Here is an 18,428-nt window from a genome sequence, read left to right on the forward strand (position 1 = left end):
GGGTCAGGCGATGGTGGCGTGCATCTCCCAGACGAGGATCTCGGCCGGCTCGTCGGCGGTGACCCGACGGCCGCCGGTCATCGTGAGCCGGGCCGCGTCACCGGTGTCGAGCGGGCCGCTGCCCTCCAGGTTCACCGTGCCGTTGGGCACGTACAGGTGCACGAAGGGCGCGTCCGGGAGGGTGACCTCGTCGCCGGGGGCGAGTCGGGCGGCGTGCAGGGTGGCGTACCGGTTGCGGATCCGGATCGCGGATGCCCCGTCGTAGCGTTCCATTCCGGAGGCGACCGGCACGAGGCCGCCGCGCAGCAGCTCGTCCTCGATCTCCAGCTGCTCGTAGCCGGGGTCGACGCCCTCCTCGTCGGGGAGCACCCACATCTGCACGAAGTGCACCGGGTCGCTGTGCGGCTCCTGGTTGTTGAGCCGCCAGGCGTCGTTCTTCTCCGAATGCAGGATGCCGGTGCCGGCGCTCATCCGCTGGGCCAGCCCCGGGTAGATCACCCCGGAGTGCCCGGTGGAGTCCTGGTGCACGAGGGAACCACGCAGCACCCAGGTGACGATCTCCATGTCCTGATGCGGGTGGGTCTCGAAGCCGGCGCCCGGGCGGACCACGTCGTCGTTGTTGACCAGCAGCAGCCCATGGTGGGTGTTGGCCGGGTCGTAGTGCCGGGAGAACGAGAAGGAGTGCTTGGAGTCCAGCCAGGAGATCCGGGTGGCGAAGCGGTCCTCGGCCCGGCGTACGTCGACCGCTGGGGCGGACGCGGTCACCAGGCACGCTGCCCGGTGTCGGCGGACGACGGCGCCCAGGTCAGGGCCGGGTCCCCGGTGGCCAGCTCGGCGATCTCGCCGGTACGCAGCTGCGGAGTGTGGCCGAACTCGGCGCAGTGCTGCTCGGCGATCTCCGCGCAGATCTCGGCCACCTGCTCGCAGATCGGGTCACCCAGATCGGCCGCGTTCAACGCCATGATCATCTTGTACCGGAGATCCCGCACATCCCACCCCCGACCGCCGCAACCCCACCACTCTCGGACCCTACCCGCCCGCACCCGCCACAACTCCAAAACCACCACACCCCCCGCCCCCACCATGGGGGAGGGCGGGCCGAGGTGGAGATGCGGCGGTGCCGCTCGCACGGATGTGGGAGCGGCACCGGGTGGTTCGGGCTTACCAGAATCGGCGGCGCTTGGCCTTCTGGGGGCGCATGAAGTCCGCGCCCTTTGTCAGCAGCCGGGTCGCCCCGGAGGGACCACGCCGGGCCTCCAGGGTGTGGCTGAGTCGGCGGGCGCCAGCCGCGGCCAACGGCACCGCGATCGCCATCACCGCCCACTGTGCGATGCGCTTCTGGATCATGTGGGTTCACCTCCGTCAGTGGCTCCTGACAGCAGTGGTACCCAGCGTGACGTGCCGGTAAGCCTGGGCTCAGCCCACCGGGGCGACCGGGTTGGGCAGCGCGCCGCCGAACCGCCGGTCACGCTGGGCGTACAGCTCGCACGCGTACCAGAGGTGACGGCGGTCGAAGTCCGGCCAGAGCGTGTCCAGGAAGACCAGCTCGGCGTACGCGGTCTGCCAGAGCAGGAAGTTGGAGATGCGCTCCTCCCCGGAGGGGCGCAGGAACAGGTCCACCTCCGGGATCTCCGGGTGGTAGAGGTACTTCGCCACGGTCTTCTCGGTGACCTTCGCCGGATCCAGTCGGCCGGCCGCGACGTCGCGGGCGATCGCGGCGGCGGCGTCGCCGATCTCCGCCTGCCCGCCGTAGTTGACGCAGAACTGCAGGGTCAGCGTCGAGTTGCCGCGGGACATCTCCTCGGCGGTCTGCAACTCGGAGATGACGCTCTTCCACAACCGCCCGGGCCGGCCCGACCAGACCACCCGGACGCCGAGATCGACCATCTGGTCGCGGCGGCGGCGGATGACGTCCCGGTTGAACCCCATCAGGAACCGGACCTCGTCCGGCGAGCGCCGCCAGTTCTCCGTGGAGAACGCGTACGCCGACAGGTAGGGAATGCCCATCTCGATGGCGCCCTCGATGGTGTCGAAGAGGCTGTGCTCCCCCGCCTCGTGACCCTTGGTGCGGGGCAGCCCACGCTCCTTGGCCCACCGGCCGTTGCCGTCCATCACCACGGCGACGTGCTTCGGCACCGCCTCGGTCGGCAGCGCCGGCGGCCGGGCGCCCGACGGGTGCGGTGTCGGCGGCACCGGCTCACGCCGGCCGGCCCTCATCGATCGGATCACTCGGCTCTCTCCCTGTTCGCACCGTCCGCCCCGGCCACCACGTCGCCGTGCGGCCGGAGCGTCGCGGCCCCCGCGCCGCCCGGCGGCGGGACCGCGCCGGCCGCCGAGGGACCCCGGTCGACCAGCGGCAGCGAGCGTAGCGCGCGTTCCAGGTGCCACTGCAGGTGAGCCGCCACCAGCCCACTGCACTCCCGGCGCACGCCGGCCTCGGTGGCGTCGGCGATCACCCAGTCGCCGGTGGTCAGCGCGGACATCAGGTCGATGGTGGCCGGCGCGGGATGGGCCGCGCCGGGCGGCCGGCAATCCGGGCACACCGCGCCGCCGGCCGGCACGGAGAACGCCCGGTGCCGCCCCGGTGTGCCGCAGACCGCGCACGCGATCAGCGCCGGCGCCCAGCCCGCGAGGGCCATCCCGCGCAGCAGGTACGCGTCGAGCACCAGGGTGGTGGCGTGCTCGCCCCGGGACAGCGCCTTCAACGCGCCCACGGTGAGCTGGAACAGGCGCAGCGACGGCTCCCGCTCCACCGGGGTCAGCCGCTCGGCGGTCTCGGCGATCGCGCTGGCCGCCGTGTAGCGGGGATAGTCCCCGAGGAACCGCTTGCCGTACAGGTCGATGCCCTCGACCTGGCTGACGGTGTGCAGCGAGCTGCCCAGGTTGCCCTTCGGGTCGCCGGCGAGCTGAAGATCGACGTGGCCGAACGGCTCCAGCCGGGCACCGAACTTGCTGGTGGTGCGACGGATCCCCCGGGCGACCGCGCGCAGCCGGCCGTGCCGGCGGGTCAGCAGGGTGATGATCCGGTCGGACTCGCCGAGCTTCTGCACGCGCAGCACCACCGCGTCGTCGCGGTAGAGCTGTCGGCGGTACCCGGCCATCGGACCATTCTCCCTCGGGGTGTGAAATCAGGGTCGGCTCGGGGTGGATGCGCGGAGGAACCCCGATGCGTCGGGCCGATGACCGGCCGTAGCGTGCTCGCCATGGCAATGCACCAGACCACCGCCGACCTCCGCCGTCGCGCCGCCGCCCCCATCGCGCTGGGGCTGACCACCGCCCTCATCCTGCTCGCCGGGTGCGACAACCTGTCCTTCCGCCGGCTCGACTATGACAACACCGAGACGGTGAAGATCGCCACGATCCGGGTGCAGGGGGGCTCTGGCGATGTGGTGGTCCGGGGCACCGGCCCGGCCGGGCAGGCGCGGATCAAGCGGGTGGTGCGCTACCAGGGCGGCGAACCGGACAACGCAAGGTACGAGATCGAGGGCAGCGAGCTGGTGCTGGACACCGACTGCGGCTCGCGGTGCAGCATCTCCTACGAGGTGACCGTGCCGGAGGGTGTGGCCGTGCAGGGCGAGGTCGGCTCCGGCAACGTCGAGCTGAGCCGGGTCGGCACGGTGGAACTGCGGCTGGGCTCGGGCGACGTACGGGTCGCCGACGCCTCCGGCGCGCTCGGGGTGGAGACCCGTTCCGGCAACATCGACGTGAGCGAGACCAGCGCGGCCGTACGGCTGCATGCCACGTCCGGGGACATCACCGCACGTCGACTGGGTGGCACGGTCGACGCCGAGGCCAGCTCCGGCAATGTCATCGTCGAGCTGGAGACGCCCGCCTCGGCCCGCGCGCACGCCTCCAGCGGGGACGTCACCCTGCTGGTGCCGGCGGGCAGCTACCGGGTCCGCTCCAACGCCGGATCCGGTGACGAGCGGATCACCGTCGCCGACAACCCGGCCGCGTCCCTGGTGCTCGACGGTTCGGCCGGCAGCGGCAACGTCACGATCAGCGAGCGCTGACCTCGGCGGTGGCCGCGTCCCCGGCCACCCGCTGGGCCGGCACCACCGCTCGTCCGGTGGTCTCCCCGGCCGGCCCGGCTCCGGACCGGACCGCCGGGTCGGCGGGACGCGACCGGCGGCCGGGCACCAGCTCCGGCGGTCGGCGGGCGGCGATGTCCTCGACCCAGCCGACGGCCAGGGTGACCAGCCCCACCAGCGCGAAGACCAGCAGCACCCGGACGGCCAGTCCCAGCGGGTCCTGGTGGGACCAGCCGACCACGTCCACCAGCGGGGTGAGCGCCACCACGAACGGCATGTGCCAGAGGTAGACGGTGAGCGCCCGCCGGTTGACCACGGTCACCGCCCGGTCGGCCAGCCGGCTACGGCCCAGCCAGGCGATCCCCGCCGGCGCCCGACCCAGCACGATCAGGACGAACGCGGCGGACCAGAGGGCGTTGCCGAGGTGGTTGTCGTTGAGGTCGTACCCCCGTGGGCCCGGATGCGCGACGATCCAGGCCCCGCCGCCCACCGCGAGCGTCAGCGCCAGCGGGTAGACCAGCCGGCCGGCCAGGCGGCGCAGCATCCCGGCGTGGTAGGCGAAGCCGAGCAGCCACGCGCCGAAGTAGAGCCCGAACTCGCGCAGCACCGGCGGCGCCGGGTAGATCCCCGCCTCGATCGTCACCAGCAGGAGGTACGGGGCGAGCAGAGTGGGCAGCGGGGCGCGCCGGAACAGCCAGAACGCGACCGGTGAGGCGAGCACGAACCAGAGGTAGTCGCGCAGGTACCAGATGACGCTCAGCGCCAGGGCGCCCCAGTGGTTCGCCGGTGGATCGGCGATCGGGAACAGCCACAGCAGCAGCCGGGGCGACAGCGGCAGCCCGGTGATCAGCATGGCCGGTACGAAGATCACCGCCAACACCCACAGCGACGGCAGCAACCGGCGCAGCCGGCGGCCGACCGCCGCCGGTCCGGAGCGGGTCAACGAGGCGGCCATCAACGAGCCGGCCAGCGCGAACATCACGGACATGGCCGGGAAGACGAGAGTGAGGGTCGCCCACCCGGTGACGTGGTAGACGACCACCCGGACGATGGCGAGGAAACGGAGCAGATCGAGGTATCTGTTGCGCATCAGCCTGCATCTGGTCGGGGACGCCGGGCGTACCTCCCCTACCCTTCGCGGCCGCCGCGCCAAACGGTCGGCACCCCGATCAAACGTGACATTGCCCCTCAGCCCGACCGAAGACGATCATCGCGCCCCGGTCCGACCGGAATGCCTGGCCGGACCGGTGGGGTCGGTCAGAAGCCCAGCTTGCGCAGCTGCTTCGGGTCGCGCTGCCAGTCCTTCGCGACACGCACGTGCAGGTCCAGGTAGACCCGACCGCCGAGCAACTCCTCGATCTGCCGGCGGGCGGTGGTGCCGACCTCCTTGAGCCGGCTCGCCTTGTGACCGAGAACGATGGCCTTCTGACTGGGCCGTTCCACGTACAGGTCGGCGTAGATCTTCATGACCTGGCCCTCGGGGATCATCTCCTCCACCACCACGGCGATGGAGTGTGGCAGCTCGTCACGGACCCCCTCCAGGGCGGCCTCGCGGATCAGCTCCGCGACCAGCACCTGCTCGGGATCGTCGGTGAGCATGTCGTCCGGGTAGAGCTGCGGTGACGGCGGCAGGTAGCTGGTCATCACGTCGACCAGCGTGTCCACCTGGTGCCCGGAGACCGCGCTCACCGGCACGATCTCGGCGAACTCCCCCATCTGGCTCACCGCGAGCAGCTGCTCCGCCAGGCGACGCTTGTCGACCAGGTCGGTCTTGGTGACCACCGCCAGCACGGTCGCCTTCAACTCGGCCAGCTCGCCGGTGATGAACCGGTCGCCCCGGCCGACCGGCTCGTTGGCCGGAATGCACAGGCCGATCACGTCGACCTCGGTCCACGTCGATCGGACCAGGTCGTTGAGGCGCTCGCCGAGCAGCGTACGGGGGCGGTGCAGGCCCGGCGTGTCGACCAGGACCAGCTGCGATTCGGGCCGGTGCAGCACGGCCCGGATGACGTGACGGGTGGTCTGCGGCTTGTTCGAGGTGATCGCGATCTTGGTGCCGATGATGGCGTTGGTCAGCGTGGACTTGCCGGCGTTGGGCCGGCCGACGAAGCAGCCGAACCCGGCCCGGTACGGGCGACCGTCCGGATCCTGCACGGGGGTCACTGGGTCACCGTGCCGAGCACGGTGCCGTCCGGCGCCGCCAGATGGATCGGCGCGTCCACGGCGAGGTCACGCACCGCCGCATGCCCGGCGCCGTCCAGCGTCGACGCCTCGGTCACCACCACCGCCGCCTCCAGCCGGCTCGCCCCGGCCGCCACGGCCGAGGCCACCGCCAGTTGCAACGCCGTGAGGGTCAGCGAGGGCAGCGCGACGCTGGCCGCCGCGTACGTCCGGCCATCCTGGTCCCGGACCGCGGCGCCCTCGACGGCACCGACCCGCCCACGGGCTCCGCGGGCCAGGACGACAAGCTTGCCGTCCTCGGCGCTCAGCGGGGCCGGCGCGGTGGGGGTGGGCCGGGCGGCGGGCGCGGCGGATGTGTCAGGCATCGGCGGGTTGCCTCTCCTCGTCTCGATAGTGGTCCTGGCCGTCCCCGGGGCCGGCGTGCTCGCCACGCCCCGCGGTGTCCTGCTCATCGCCCGGTTCCACCCGGCTGACCAGAACGGTGTCTATGCGGTTGCGCCGGCCGGTGGTGCCCTCGGCGACCAGCCGGAGGCCGGCCACCTCGGCCTGCGCTCCGGGGATCGGCACCCGCCCCAGCGACTGGGCGAGCAGGCCCCCGACCGTCTCCACCTCATCGGTGGGCAGGTCCGTGTCGAACAGCTCGCCCAGATTCTCCACCGGCAGGCGGGCGGTGACCCGCACCGAGGAGTCCGCCAGGCGTTCGACCGGCGGGCGTTCGACATCGTACTCGTCGGTGATCTCGCCGACGATCTCCTCCAGGATGTCCTCGATCGTGACCAGGCCGCCGGTGCCGCCGTACTCGTCGACGACGATGACCAGGTGGTTGCGGGCGGCCTGCATCTCCGACAGCAGGTCGTCGACCGGCTTGGACTCCGGTACGAAGGTGGCCGGACGCATCAACTCGGCCACCGGCAACTGCTCAGCGTCCGGGTCACCGCCCCGGGACCGCCGGATCAGGTCCTTGAGGTAGAGCACACCCAGCACGTCGTCGACGCTCTCGCCGATCACCGGGATCCGGGAGAAACCGGACCGCAGGAACAGCGCCAGCGCCTGTTCGAGGGTCTTGCCCTCCTCGATCCACACCATCTCGGTACGCGGCACCATCACCTCACGCGCGATGGTGTCGCCGAGCGCGAAGACCGAGTGGATCATCTGCCGCTCGCCGTGCTCGACCACGCCGCGCTGCTCGGCCAGGTCGACCAGCTCGCGCAGCTCCACCTGGGTGGCGAACGGACCCTCCCGGAAGCCGCGCCCCGGGGTGACCGCGTTGCCGATGAGGATGAGCAGCGACGCGAGCGGGTTGAGCGCCCGGCCCAGCCAGCGGACCAGCGGCGCCACCGCCCGCCCCACGGCGTACGCGTGCTGCCGGCCGATGGTGCGCGGGGCGACCCCGACCACCACGAAGCTCACCACGGTCATCGCGCCGGCGGTGACCAGCGCGGCCCGCCAGCCGGCGCCGAAGGTGTCCACCGCGACCAGTGCCACCAGCGTGGTGGCGGTCAACTCGGCGAGCAGCCGCAACAGCAGGAGCAGGTTGAGGTGCCGGACCACGTCGGCGGCGACGGTCTGGAGGGTACGGGCACCACGTACGCCGTCCCGGGCCAGCTCGGCGGCCCGGGCCGGGGAAACCGCGGCGAGCGCCGCCTCGGTCATCGCGATCAGGCCGGCCAGCACCACCAGGCCGGCCGCGAAGACGATCAGTTGCAGGTCGGGCAGGCCGGCCGTGGGGCCGACCGCCAGTAGCGGAGTGGGCATCACTGGGTGCGGGTCGACCGCCAGCTCGCCAGCAGTCGGGCCTGGAGCGCGAACATCTCCCGCTCCTCCTCCGGCTCGGCGTGGTCGTAACCGAGCAGGTGCAGCACCCCGTGCACGGTGAGCAGGTGCAGCTCGTCGGCCGGAGCGTGCCCGGCGGTCGCCGCCTGCTTGGCCGCCACCTCGGGGCAGAGCACGATGTCGCCGAGCAGGGCCGGCTCGCCGCCGGACGGGGCACTCTCGCCCGGGCCGTGGTCGACGCTGCCCTCGTCCATGGGGAACGCGAGCACGTCGGTCGGGCCTTCGCCACCCATCCAGCGGTGGTTCAGCTCGGTCATGTAGTCGATGTCGACCAGCAGCACGGACAGCTCGGCGAGAGGGTTGACCCCCATCTCGTCGAGAGCGTGCCGGGCGACGGCGAGCACGGCGTCGGTGTCGACCTCGACACCGGACTCGTTGGCGATCTCGATGGACAACTGCTTTCCTCTGCTTTAACGGCGGCGGCCGGCACGGCCGCCCTGGGCGGGTCGCCCGGGCACCGCGTGGACGCCCTGCGCCTGCTGGGTCTCCCGCTCATCCCAGCGGGCGTACGCGTCGACGATCTGCCCGACCAACTGGTGGCGGACCACGTCGGAGCTGGACAACTGGGCGAAATGCACGTCCTCGACGTTTTCCAGGATCTCCCGGACCACCCGCAGACCGCTGGTCGTGCCGCCGGGAAGGTCCACCTGGGTGACGTCACCGGTGACGACGATCTTGGAATTGAAGCCGAGCCGGGTCAGGAACATCTTCATCTGCTCGGGCGTGGTGTTCTGCGCCTCGTCTAGGATGATGAACGCGTCGTTGAGCGTCCGGCCGCGCATGTACGCCAGCGGGGCGACCTCGATCGTGCCCGCGGCCATCAGCTTCGGGATCGACTCGGGGTCGAGCATGTCGTGCAGCGCGTCGTAGAGCGGGCGCAGGTACGGGTCGATCTTCTCGTTCAGCGTGCCGGGCAGGAAGCCCAGTCGCTCACCCGCCTCGACCGCCGGCCGGGTCAGGATGATCCGGTTGACCTGCTTGGCCTGCAACGCCTGGACGGCCTTCGCCATCGCCAGGTAGGTCTTGCCGGTGCCGGCCGGGCCGATGCCGAAGACGATGGTGTGCGAGTCGATCGCGTCGACGTACCGCTTCTGCCCGAGGGTCTTGGGGCGGATGGTGCGTCCGCGCCGGGAGAGGATGTTGAGCGTCAGGACCTCGGCGGGCCGTTCGGCGCTGCCCTGCTCGAGCATGCCGACGGTACGCCGAACCGCGTCAGTGGTCAGGGTCTCGCCTTTCTCGATGAGTTCGAGCAGCTCAGTGAAGACCCGCTCGGCGAGGGCGTTGTCCGCGGGCGCACCGGTGATGGTGATCTCGTTGCCACGCACGTGCACGTCACTGGTGACCGAGCGTTCGACGAGTCGCAGGATCTCGTCACCTGCGCCGAGCAGATTGACCATGATCTTCGAGTCGGGCACGGTGATCCTGGTCTGCACCCGGGGCGGGCCGGGAGGTGGGGTGCCAGTCATAGGTCGGGCCGAAGGGCCCTGCGCACCTGCTCTCGATCTCTGCGCCGGCCCTGCTGGCACGGCGTGCGGACGTCACCCCCATCGTATCCGTTCAACGCGGCCCGCATCGCGTCCATTTCCGCTGGCCGCGATCAGCTCCCGGCCCGGAAGTCGTACCGGTCGAAGGTCTCCTGGTGGCGGGTGAAGCGGTACGTCGCCCAGTGCATCCGGACCACGGCGCCCGACTCGTCCCGGGTCAGCCTCAGCAGCTCGCCGGCCTCCCGACCGGAGACCGTGCGGAACACGTCCGGCCGGTCCGGCAGCGGGGTGAAGACCGCCGGTGGGCGTCCCGCCGGGTCGCCGGCCCCACGCGCCTGCAGCGTGCCGTCGTGCCAGGAGAAGACGTACTCGAAACCCTCGCCCCACCAGCGACCGAGCAGACCCCGCAGTGCGGCCGGAGCGGGTGCGCCGGGCCGCCACGGCTCGATCTCGGCCGGGTCGTGCTCGACCGCCGCGGCGAGCAGCCGGTGCGGCAGGTCGAACAGCTCCGCCGCCGTGCCGGAGGAGCCGAGCACCGCGGCGCCCATCGCGCCCGCCGTGCCGTCGCCGCCCCTTCTGCCGTACGCCGCGGCCAGGAAACCGGGCATGGCCCCGTCGTGCCCCACGTGCACCACCCGCTCGCCCTGCGGCACCAGGATCAACCCGAGCCCGAAGCCGGCCCCCCAGAGCGTCTCGTCGGTGGTGGTCACCGGCCAGCGCATCTCGTCCAGCGTGGCGGGGGCGAGCACCGCGCCGGCCGGGTCCAACGCGGCCGGGTCGGCGAGGAACGCCGCCCAGCGGGCCATGTCCGTCGCGGTGCTCCAGAGCTGGGCGGCCGGGCCGACCGCGCCGAAGTCGGTCGGCGGCTCCGGGTGCGCCTCGTCGGAGTACGCGTCGACGAGGAACCCGGTGGCCGCCGCAGGCCCGGGCGTCACGGTGGTGTCGGTCAGCCCCAGCGGCGTCAGCACCCGCTCGGCGAGCACCTCGGCCCAACTGCCGCCGCGCAGCCGGGCGACCAGCTGGCCGAGCACGGCCAGGCCAAGGTTCGAGTAGTGGAATCGGCGGGCCGGCGGCAGCACGCGCTCGGCCCGGTCCAGCTCGGCCACCAACTGCCCGGCGTCCGGCGCGCGCAGGCTGTCCCAGACGTCGCCGAACGGCTCGCGTTGCAGACCACCGGTGTGCGACAGCAGTCGGCGGACGGTCAGCTCACCGTGCGCGGGCAGGTCCAGGTGCCGGCCCACCGGGTCGTCCAGGTCCAGCAGCCCGTCGTCGCGGCACTGGAGGGTGAGCACCGCGGTGAAAGTCTTGGTGACCGAGCCGATCCGGAACTGGGTGCGTGGCCCCAACGGGCTGTCGGTGCCGGTGCCGCCGACGGTGCAGCTCCACAGCGGACGGTCGGCCCGGTGCAGCGCCGCCGACACCGCCGGCACCCGGGCGTCGGCCTGCACCCGGCGGACCAGCCGGCCCAGCCGCTCGTCCACGACTCGGGTCGACGCCGCCTCGGTGCTCACGCCAGGTCCCGGGCGAGCATCGGGCCGAGCGGCGCGCCACCGAGCAGGTGCGCGTGCGCGTGGAACACCTCCTGGCCGCCGTACGCGCCGGTATTGAACATCAACCGGAAGCCGTCGCCGAGCAGCCCCTCGTCCTCGGCGACCGCGGCGGCCGTGGCCAACACCTCCCCGGCCAGCGCCGGGTCACCCTGGGCGAGGGTGGCGATGTCGGCGTAGTGCTCCTTCGGAATCACCAGGACGTGCACCGGCGCCTTCGGGCCGATGTCCCGGAAAGCGAGCGTGGTGGCGGTCTCCCGGACCACGGTGGCCGGGATCTCCCCGGCGACGATGCGGCAGAACAGGCAATCGGATCCCATCGGGGCAGTCTAAGGAAGGGTCCCGTCCCGACATCCGCGGCGGCTACGGCAGGATGTCCGGCGTGACGAATCGGGCGGTACTGGTGACCGGGGCCTCGCGCGGGATCGGCCGGGCGGTGGCGACGGCGTTCGCGGCCGGCGGCGACCGGGTGGCCATCCACCATCGCGACTCCGCGGACGCCGCTGAAGAGCTACGCGCCCAACTGCCCGGCGCGGGGCACGTGGTGGTCCGCGCCGACCTCACCGACCCGGACGAGGTCCGGGCCATGGTGGACCGGGCCGCCGAACTGCTGGGCGGCCTGGACGTGCTGGTCAACAACGCCGGGGTGTACGGCGACCGGGACGACCCGCACCCGATCTTCGGCGCCTCCTACGAGCAGTGGCAGAAGCGCTGGCGGCAGGTGCTCGAGACCAACCTGACCGGCGCCGGCAACGTCACCTGGTGCGCCGCCCAGCACATGCGGGAGCGCGGCGGGCGGATCGTCAACGTCTCATCCCGGGGTGCGTTCCGGGGCGAGCCGTCGCAGCCGGCGTACGGCGCCAGCAAGGCGGGGCTGAACGCGCTGGGCCAGTCCCTCGCGGTGGCGCTCGCGCCGTACGGCATCGCCGTCGCCACCGTCGCGCCGGGCTTCGTGGCGACCGACATGACCACCGAGCACCTGCGCGGTGAGCCGGGCGCGGCGATCCGGGCGCAGAGCCCGTTCGACCGGGTGGCCCGGCCGGAGGAGATCGCCGCTGCGGTGCACTGGCTGGCCTCGCCCCAGGCCGAGTGGGCGTCCGGCACCATCGTCGACCTCAACGGCGCCTCCTACCTGCGCAGCTGACCGCCGGTTCCGCGATCGAGCCGGACCCGCCGGTTGTCGAGTCGCCCGACCTGCTCATCGCGCCTTTGCTCTGCTTCAACGGGCGCAACACCCGACGGCCGCAAGTGTTGCGGTGGTTGAAGCAGAGCAAAGGGCGCGGGCAGGGTGGTTGGGGGAGCTGGGACGTCGGGGGCAGGACAGCCGGGGCGGGCGTCGCCCTCGGGGGTGGGAACGGCTCCGAGCCCGGACTACCAGCGGCCGAGCCGGGTGGCGAGCACGCTGAGCGCGGCCACCCCGGCGGTGGACGTCCGTAGCACCGCAGGGCCGAGCCGGACCGGTCGGCCGCCCGCCTCGCGGAAAGCGGTCAGCTCGGCCGGGGCGATGCCGCCCTCGGGGCCGACCACCAGGACGATCTCCCCGGCCGGCGGCAGGTCGGCGACGGTCAGCCGTTCGTCGGCCTCCTCGTGCAGCACGAACCCGGCGGCGGCACCGGCGATCCGGCGGGTCACCGTGGCGGTCGACTCGTCCGGCGCCCCGGCCACCACCGGCAACCAGGGGCGGCGGGCCTGCTTGGCCGCCTCCCGGGCCGTGGCCACCCATTTCTCCCGGGCCCGTACGCCCCGGTCGCCGCGCCACTGGGTGACCGAGCGGACCGCCGCCCAGGGCACGATCTCGTCCACCCCGACCTCGGTCATCGCCTGCACGGCCAGCTCTCCCCGGTCGCCCTTGGCGATGCCCTGCACGATCACCAGCCGGGGTACGGGCGCGTCCACGTATCCCCGAGAGGTGATCGTGAGTTCCAGGCTGCCCCGGCCGACGGCGGTGACCACGGCGGCGGCCGTGCCGCCCCGGCCGTCGGCGAGCAGCAGCTCCTCGCCGACCCGCAGCCGCTGCACGGTGGCGGCGTGATGCCCCTCGGGACCGTCGAGGGTCATCGTGTCGGCGGTGGGCAGCGACTCGACCAGGAACAGTGGGGCGGACACGATGATCAGGCTAGCCGCGCCGGTCAGGCGTGGCCGTTGAACGCGTCGCGCATCCGGGAGAAGAAGCCGCCCTGCTTGGTCAGCTCGGCGACCTCCTCGCCCCGGGTCTTGGCGAAGTCGCGCAGCATCTTCTCCTGGTCCGGGTCGAGCTTGGTCGGCGTCCGGACGTCCAGGTGCACGTAGAGGTCGCCCCGCCCGGTGCCACGCAGGTGCGGCACACCGCGGGCGCGCAGCCGCAGCGTGCTGGCGGGCTGGGTGCCTGCCTTGACGTCGACCGTCTCCTCGCTGTCCAGCGTCTTGATGGTCAGCCGGGTGCCCAGCGCCGCCGCCGTCATCGGGACGGTGACCCGGCAGTGCAGGTCGTCGCCCTTGCGGGAGTACACGTCGTGCGGCCGCTCGTGAATCTCCACGTAGAGGTCACCGGCGGTGCCGCCACCCGGGCCCACCTCGCCCTGCTGGGCCAGCCGGATCCGCATGCCGTCCTCGACGCCGGCGGGGATCTTCACGGTCAGCGAACGGCGGGTGCGCACCCGGCCGTCGCCTGCGCAGGTGGGGCAGGGGTGCGGGATGGTGGTGCCGTAGCCCTGGCAGACGGTGCACGGCCGGGCGGAGACCACCTGGCCGAGGAAGGTGCGCTGCACCGACTGCACCTCGCCCCGGCCGCCGCACGCCTCGCAGGTGGCCAGGTGGGTGCCGGCGGCCGTGCCGGCGCCGGAACAGGTGGTGCAGAGCACCGCGGTGTCGACGGTGATCGGCGCCTCGACCCCGAACGCCGTCTCGTGCAGGTCCAGCTCCAGCCGCAGGATCGCGTCGGCGCCCGGCCGGGTCCGCGGGCGCGGGCCGCGCGCGCCACCCGCCGCGCCGCCGAAGAACGCGTCCATGATGTCCTGGAACCCGACGAACGGGCCGGCGCCGCCCGGACCACCCGGGCCGCCGGCGCCGCCGCCACCCGGGGCGAGCGGATCGCCACCGAGGTCGACGATCTGCCGCTTCCGGTCGTCCGAGAGCACCTCGTACGCGGCGTTGATGTCCTTGAACTTCTCCTGAGCCTCCGGGTCCGGATTGACGTCCGGGTGGAACTGGCGCGCCAGCTTGCGGTAGGCGCGCTTGATCTCGTCATCGGAGGCTTCCCGGCTCACACCGAGAATGCCGTAGTAGTCCCTGGCCACTGCGTTCCGTGTCCTCATGTTCGTCTCGCGTTGCGCCGGTCGGCGGCCGCAGCCGGCCGTCGGCCCTGACTGGTCAGTTCTGGGCCAGCAACTCGCCCACGTAGCGTGCCACGGCGCGCACCGTGGCGATGGTGCCGGGGTAGTCCATCCGGGTGGGCCCCAGCACCCCCAGGCCACCCACGATGGTGGCGCCCGGGCCGTACCCGGTGCTGACCACCGAGGCGGCACGCAGGTTGTCGAACTCGTTCTCGTCGCCGATCAGCACCCGGGTCGTGCTCGGCTCGGTCTCGCCGATGAGCTTGAGCAACACGACCTCCTCCTCCAGCGCCTCGAGGATCGGCCGCAGCGAGCCCTGGAAGTCGAGCAGCCCGCCCCGGGTGAGGTTGGCGGTGCCGGCCAGCGCGATGCGCTCCTCGTGCCGCTCGACCAGCGTCTCCAGCAGCACGGTGGAGAGCGTGGTCATCGCCGGGCGCAGCTCGGACGGCGCCTCTTCGACCAGCGCCTGCACCAGCGGCGGCGTGTCGGACAGTCGGGCGCCGGCGAGCTTCTCGTTGACCAGTCGGCGCAGGTCGGTGACGTCGTCGGGATGCACCGGCCCGGGCAGCTCCACCAGCCGCTGCTCCACCCGCCCGGTGTCGGCGATCATGACGAGCATCAGCCGGGTGGTGGAGATCGGCACCAGCTCCAGATGGCGCACCGAGGAGCGGGCCAGGCTCGGGTACTGCACCACGGCCACCTGCCGGGTCAATTGGGCGAGCAGCCGTACGGTGCGGTGCACGACGTCGTCGAGGTCGACCGCGCCGACCAGGAAGCGCTCGATGGCCCGGCGCTCGGCCGGGCTGAGCGGCTTTACCCGGGACAGCCGGTCCACGAAGAGCCGGTAGCCGCGGTCGGTGGGCACCCGGCCGGCACTGGTGTGCGGCTGCCGGATGTAGCCCTCCTCCTCCAGCACGGCCATGTCGTTGCGGACCGTGGCCGGGGAGACACCGAGCTGGTGCCGCTCGACCAGCGCCTTGCTGCCGACCGGCTCCTGCGTGGAGACGTAGTCCTCGACGATGGCGCGGAGCACGGCGAGCTTGCGGTCGTCCAGACCCATCCTCCGCACCTCCTGTCGCACGTCGGCCGCCGGCACGGCGGGGCCGGCGGGCCGTACTGGCACTCGACTGTAACGAGTGCCAGTCTACGTCGGCGTGCCCCCCAGCGCGATGATCAAGGCCGCCGCTGTCCGTTCAGACAGGCTGGCCCGGCGGTGTCGCTCTGGTGGGCGTTGCCACGGGCCCCTACCGTGACATCCATGACTGAACCACCTCGCCCTCCCGGTGCGGGAGACCCCGGCGATCAGCCGCCGGAGCCGACCTACCCGCCGGCCGCTCCCGGCCCGGCCTCCTCGGCCGAGCCACCCACCGCACCACTGTCCGGGGCACCCGGCCCGGGCGGCTATCCCCCGGCCGGTGGCTATCCGCCGCCCACCGGTGACCAACCGCCGTCGGGCGGCTACCCTCCGCCACCCGGGGGCTATCCCCCTGGCGGCTATCCGACCGGCGGCGCCTACGGCGGCCCCGGCGGCGGCTACGCCAGCAACGAGGACAAGACCTGGGCACTGGTCGCGCACTTCGGCGGCGCCGCCGGCGCGCTGATCAGCTTCGGCCCGCTGGGCTTCGTCGCCCCGCTCATCGCCTATCTGGCCCGCGGTCAGCAGTCGCCGGCCGTCCGGGCGCAAGCCCTGGCCGCGCTGAACTTCCAGATCCTCTGGTCGATCATCGCGTTCGTGCTGCTCTTCGTGAGCTGGTGCCTGCTCTTCCTGCCCAGCATCGCGGTGGTGGTGATCCAGATCCTGTTCGGGATCATCGCCGGGATGAAGGCCAACGAGGGCCAGCTCTACCGCTACCCGATGTCGGCCAGTTTCATCAAGTGACCCGGGTCGGCCGCTCCCCCGGCCGACCCGGTGCACCGCCGTCGGTCGACCGGCGGGCCGACTGCCGACGGCCGTCGGGCCGACCGGCGGCGGCACGCCGGCTCAGGGCAGCAGGTCGCGCACCACGGCGTCGGCGAGCAGTCGGCCGCGCAGGGTGAGCACCGCCCGGCCGGCCGCGTACTCCGGTGCGGCCAGCAGTCCGTTGGCCAGCGCCCGTTCGGCGCCGGCCCGGCCGGTGGCGTCGAGCACCGCCAGCGGCAGCCCGGTGGCGAGCCGCAGCCGGAGCATGACGTCCTCCATGTGCGCCTCGTCGCCGGTGAGCACCTCCCGGGCGAGGCCGGGTGACGCGCCGGCGGCCAGCCGCTCAGCGTACGCCGACGGGTGCTTGACGTTCCACCAGCGCACCCCGCCGACGTGGCTGTGCGCCCCGGGGCCCAGCCCCCACCAGTCGGCGCCGGTCCAGTAGAGCAGGTTGTGCCGGCACCGGGCCTCGTCGGTGCGGGCCCAGTTGGAGACCTCGTACCAGGACAGGCCGGCGGCGTCGAGGGCAGCCTCCGCGGCCAGGTAACGGTCCGCGGCGACGTCGTCGCTGGGGTACGGCAGTTCGCCGCGACGCATCCGGGCGGCCAGCCGGGTGCCGTCCTCCACGATCAGGGCGTACGCGCTGACGTGGTCCACCCCGGCTGCGACCACCTGCTCCAGCGAGGCGGCGAAGTCCTCGGCCCGCTCCCCCGGGGTGCCGTAGATCAGGTCCAGGTTGACGTGCTCGAAACCGGCGTCGCGCGCCTCCAGGGCGGCGGCGGTGGCCCGACCGGCGCTGTGCTTGCGGTCCAGGATCGCCAGCACCCCCGGGGAGGCGGACTGCATGCCGAGCGAGATCCGGGTGTAGCCGGCGGCCCGCAGCAGCTTCAGCGACTCCGGGGTGACCGACTCCGGGTTGGCCTCGGTGGTCACCTCGGCGTCGGCGGCCAGCCCCCAGGTGCGGTCGATGCCGTCGAGGATGCGGGCCAGGTCGTCGGCGGGAAGCAGAGTGGGCGTGCCACCGCCGACGAAGACGGTGTCGACCCGGGGCGGTGGGTTGTCGCCGAGCACCCGGGCGGCGAGCGCCAGCTCGGCCAGCACGGTGTCGGCGTACCCCTCGCGGCTGGCGCCGCCGCCCAACTCGGCCGCGGTGTAGGTGTTGAAGTCGCAGTAGCCGCAGCGGCTGGCACAGAACGGCACGTGGACGTACACGCCGAAGCCGCGCGCGCCGACCGCGGTGGTGGCGGTGGCGGGCAGCGATCCGTCGGCGGGGACGGTCTCACCATCTGGAAGGACGCCGGGCATGGCCACTAGTGTGCCCGGCATGACCTCTCCCGACGTGCTCGTGCGGGTCTCCACGGCCCGCGGGGTGACCACCCTCACCCTGGACAGCCCGCACAACCGCAACGCGCTCTCCACCGGCCTGATGACCCAGCTGCTGGCCGGGCTGGCCGACGCGGTGGCCGACGACGCGGTCCGGGTGATCGTGCTCGACCACACCGGTCCGGTGTTCTGCTCGGGCGCGGACCTGAAGGAGACCGCCGCCGCGTATGCCAGCGGGACGGTGCCGGCCGGAATGCTGGGCGACGTGCTCGCCGCGCTCTGGGAGTGCCCGAAGCCGGTGCTGGCCCGGGTCGCCGGGCCCGCGCGGGCCGGTGGGTTGGGCCTGATCGCGGCCGCCGACCTGGCGGTCTGCACCGAGGAGGCGACGTTCGCCTTCACCGAGGTGCGGATCGGGGTGATCCCGGCGGTGATCTCGGCGACCGTGCTGCCCCGGCTGCACCCGCGCGCCGCCGCCGAGCTGTACCTGACGGGCGACACCTTCGACGGCCGGCGGGCCGCCGAGATCGGCCTGGTCACCGCCGCGGTCCCGGTCGAGGGGCTGGACTCGGCGGTCAGCCGGTACTGCGACTCCTTGGTGCGCGGCGCCCCGGGTGCGCTGGCCGGCGCGAAGGAGTTGCTGCGCCAACCGGGCACCGCCGAGCTGCGCGCTGAGCTGGCCCGGCTGTCCGCTCTGTCGACCGGCTACTTCCTCTCCGACGAGGGACGCGAGGGGGTCACCGCGTTCCGGGAGAAACGACCGGCGCACTGGGTGCCCGCTCTCGACGTCTAAGCAGAGCAAACGGCCTCGATGAGGGTGG

Annotated in this window: 21 protein-coding genes; 4 read left to right on the top strand and 17 right to left on the bottom strand. The window is 72.8% G+C overall.

The window, feature by feature from the left end; all coding sequences use genetic code 11:
- Positions 1-3 precede the first annotated feature (3 nt).
- The 5 genes from ABZU69_RS18665 to recO all read right to left on the bottom strand — a co-directional run bounded on the left by ABZU69_RS18665 (position 4) and on the right by recO (position 3,101).
- Complete coding sequence (locus ABZU69_RS18665) at positions 4-765, bottom strand: pirin family protein (RefSeq protein WP_354965575.1); 762 nt, start codon at positions 763-765, stop codon at positions 4-6.
- Positions 762-962 carry a thioredoxin reductase gene (locus ABZU69_RS18670; RefSeq protein WP_354965576.1) on the bottom strand — a complete coding sequence of 67 codons (201 nt, stop codon included), beginning with the start codon at positions 960-962 and terminating at the stop codon, positions 762-764. The genes ABZU69_RS18665 and ABZU69_RS18670 overlap by 4 nt, the downstream gene beginning before the upstream one ends.
- A gap of 199 nt (positions 963-1,161) precedes the next feature.
- Complete coding sequence (locus tag ABZU69_RS18675) at positions 1,162-1,347, bottom strand: hypothetical protein (protein ID WP_354965577.1); 186 nt, start codon at positions 1,345-1,347, stop codon at positions 1,162-1,164.
- A 69-nt stretch (positions 1,348-1,416) separates the two neighbouring features.
- A complete protein-coding gene (locus ABZU69_RS18680) occupies positions 1,417-2,217 on the bottom strand; it encodes an isoprenyl transferase (protein ID WP_354965658.1) in 801 nt (266 codons plus the stop codon).
- A gap of 8 nt (positions 2,218-2,225) precedes the next feature.
- The gene (gene recO / locus ABZU69_RS18685; RefSeq protein ID WP_354965578.1) at positions 2,226-3,101 is read right to left on the bottom strand and encodes a DNA repair protein RecO; all 876 of its coding nucleotides are present in this window, start codon (positions 3,099-3,101) and stop codon (positions 2,226-2,228) included.
- A gap of 102 nt (positions 3,102-3,203) precedes the next feature.
- Between recO and ABZU69_RS18690 the strand changes: the two genes are divergently transcribed.
- Positions 3,204-4,013 carry a DUF4097 family beta strand repeat-containing protein gene (locus ABZU69_RS18690; protein WP_354965579.1) on the top strand — a complete coding sequence of 270 codons (810 nt, stop codon included), beginning with the start codon at positions 3,204-3,206 and terminating at the stop codon, positions 4,011-4,013.
- On the opposite strand, the gene ABZU69_RS18695 is transcribed toward ABZU69_RS18690, so the two are convergent.
- From ABZU69_RS18695 to ABZU69_RS18730, 8 genes are all read right to left on the bottom strand, one after another.
- On the bottom strand, positions 4,000-5,121 hold the full coding sequence (locus ABZU69_RS18695) for an acyltransferase (RefSeq protein ID WP_354965580.1): 1,122 nt from the start codon (positions 5,119-5,121) through the stop codon (positions 4,000-4,002). The two genes, ABZU69_RS18690 and ABZU69_RS18695, sit on opposite strands and share 14 nt — an antisense overlap.
- 167 nt (positions 5,122-5,288) lie before the next feature.
- The gene (gene era / locus ABZU69_RS18700; RefSeq protein WP_354965659.1) at positions 5,289-6,185 is read right to left on the bottom strand and encodes a GTPase Era; all 897 of its coding nucleotides are present in this window, start codon (positions 6,183-6,185) and stop codon (positions 5,289-5,291) included.
- Positions 6,186-6,190: 5 nt separating this feature from the next.
- Complete coding sequence (locus ABZU69_RS18705) at positions 6,191-6,577, bottom strand: cytidine deaminase (RefSeq protein WP_354965581.1); 387 nt, start codon at positions 6,575-6,577, stop codon at positions 6,191-6,193.
- Positions 6,570-7,967, bottom strand: coding sequence for a hemolysin family protein (locus tag ABZU69_RS18710; protein WP_354965582.1), 1,398 nt, complete (start codon positions 7,965-7,967; stop codon positions 6,570-6,572). Before ABZU69_RS18710 ends, ABZU69_RS18705 begins: the two co-directional genes overlap by 8 nt.
- On the bottom strand, positions 7,967-8,440 hold the full coding sequence (gene ybeY, locus ABZU69_RS18715) for an rRNA maturation RNase YbeY (RefSeq protein WP_210912337.1): 474 nt from the start codon (positions 8,438-8,440) through the stop codon (positions 7,967-7,969). Before ybeY ends, ABZU69_RS18710 begins: the two co-directional genes overlap by 1 nt.
- 15 nt (positions 8,441-8,455) lie before the next feature.
- Positions 8,456-9,511, bottom strand: a complete 1,056-nt coding sequence (locus tag ABZU69_RS18720; RefSeq protein ID WP_354965583.1) for a PhoH family protein — start codon at positions 9,509-9,511, stop codon at positions 8,456-8,458.
- 131 nt (positions 9,512-9,642) lie between these two features.
- Positions 9,643-11,040, bottom strand: a complete 1,398-nt coding sequence (locus ABZU69_RS18725) for a serine hydrolase domain-containing protein (protein ID WP_354965584.1) — start codon at positions 11,038-11,040, stop codon at positions 9,643-9,645.
- On the bottom strand, positions 11,037-11,396 hold the full coding sequence (locus tag ABZU69_RS18730; RefSeq protein WP_089019445.1) for a histidine triad nucleotide-binding protein: 360 nt from the start codon (positions 11,394-11,396) through the stop codon (positions 11,037-11,039). The genes ABZU69_RS18725 and ABZU69_RS18730 overlap by 4 nt, the downstream gene beginning before the upstream one ends.
- A gap of 62 nt (positions 11,397-11,458) precedes the next feature.
- Here ABZU69_RS18730 and ABZU69_RS18735 point away from each other — a divergent pair, with 62 nt between their 5' ends.
- A complete protein-coding gene (locus ABZU69_RS18735; RefSeq protein WP_354965585.1) occupies positions 11,459-12,220 on the top strand; it encodes an SDR family oxidoreductase in 762 nt (253 codons plus the stop codon).
- A gap of 227 nt (positions 12,221-12,447) precedes the next feature.
- Here the strand turns inward: ABZU69_RS18735 and ABZU69_RS18740 are convergent, their stop codons facing one another.
- The 3 genes from ABZU69_RS18740 to hrcA all read right to left on the bottom strand — a co-directional run bounded on the left by ABZU69_RS18740 (position 12,448) and on the right by hrcA (position 15,447).
- Positions 12,448-13,182 carry a 16S rRNA (uracil(1498)-N(3))-methyltransferase gene (locus ABZU69_RS18740; RefSeq protein ID WP_354965586.1) on the bottom strand — a complete coding sequence of 245 codons (735 nt, stop codon included), beginning with the start codon at positions 13,180-13,182 and terminating at the stop codon, positions 12,448-12,450.
- Between the two features lie 23 nt (positions 13,183-13,205).
- Positions 13,206-14,351, bottom strand: a complete 1,146-nt coding sequence (gene dnaJ / locus ABZU69_RS18745; protein WP_172899204.1) for a molecular chaperone DnaJ — start codon at positions 14,349-14,351, stop codon at positions 13,206-13,208.
- Between the two features lie 73 nt (positions 14,352-14,424).
- Positions 14,425-15,447: a heat-inducible transcriptional repressor HrcA gene (gene hrcA, locus ABZU69_RS18750; protein ID WP_074313627.1), complete on the bottom strand. Its 1,023-nt coding sequence runs from the start codon at positions 15,445-15,447 to the stop codon at positions 14,425-14,427.
- Between the two features lie 198 nt (positions 15,448-15,645).
- On the opposite strand from hrcA, the gene ABZU69_RS18755 reads away from it, so the two are divergent.
- Positions 15,646-16,266: a DUF4870 domain-containing protein gene (locus tag ABZU69_RS18755; RefSeq protein WP_354965587.1), complete on the top strand. Its 621-nt coding sequence runs from the start codon at positions 15,646-15,648 to the stop codon at positions 16,264-16,266.
- A 102-nt stretch (positions 16,267-16,368) separates the two neighbouring features.
- Here the strand turns inward: ABZU69_RS18755 and hemW are convergent, their stop codons facing one another.
- The gene (gene hemW / locus ABZU69_RS18760; RefSeq protein WP_354965660.1) at positions 16,369-17,592 is read right to left on the bottom strand and encodes a radical SAM family heme chaperone HemW; all 1,224 of its coding nucleotides are present in this window, start codon (positions 17,590-17,592) and stop codon (positions 16,369-16,371) included.
- 19 nt (positions 17,593-17,611) lie between these two features.
- On the opposite strand from hemW, the gene ABZU69_RS18765 reads away from it, so the two are divergent.
- Positions 17,612-18,400, top strand: coding sequence for an enoyl-CoA hydratase-related protein (locus ABZU69_RS18765; RefSeq protein ID WP_354965588.1), 789 nt, complete (start codon positions 17,612-17,614; stop codon positions 18,398-18,400).
- The last annotated feature ends 28 nt before the right edge of the window (positions 18,401-18,428 follow it).

The sequence above is a fragment of the Micromonospora sp. NPDC005206 genome, from assembly GCF_040608175.1.
Classification (GTDB): Bacteria; Actinomycetota; Actinomycetes; order Mycobacteriales; family Micromonosporaceae; genus Micromonospora.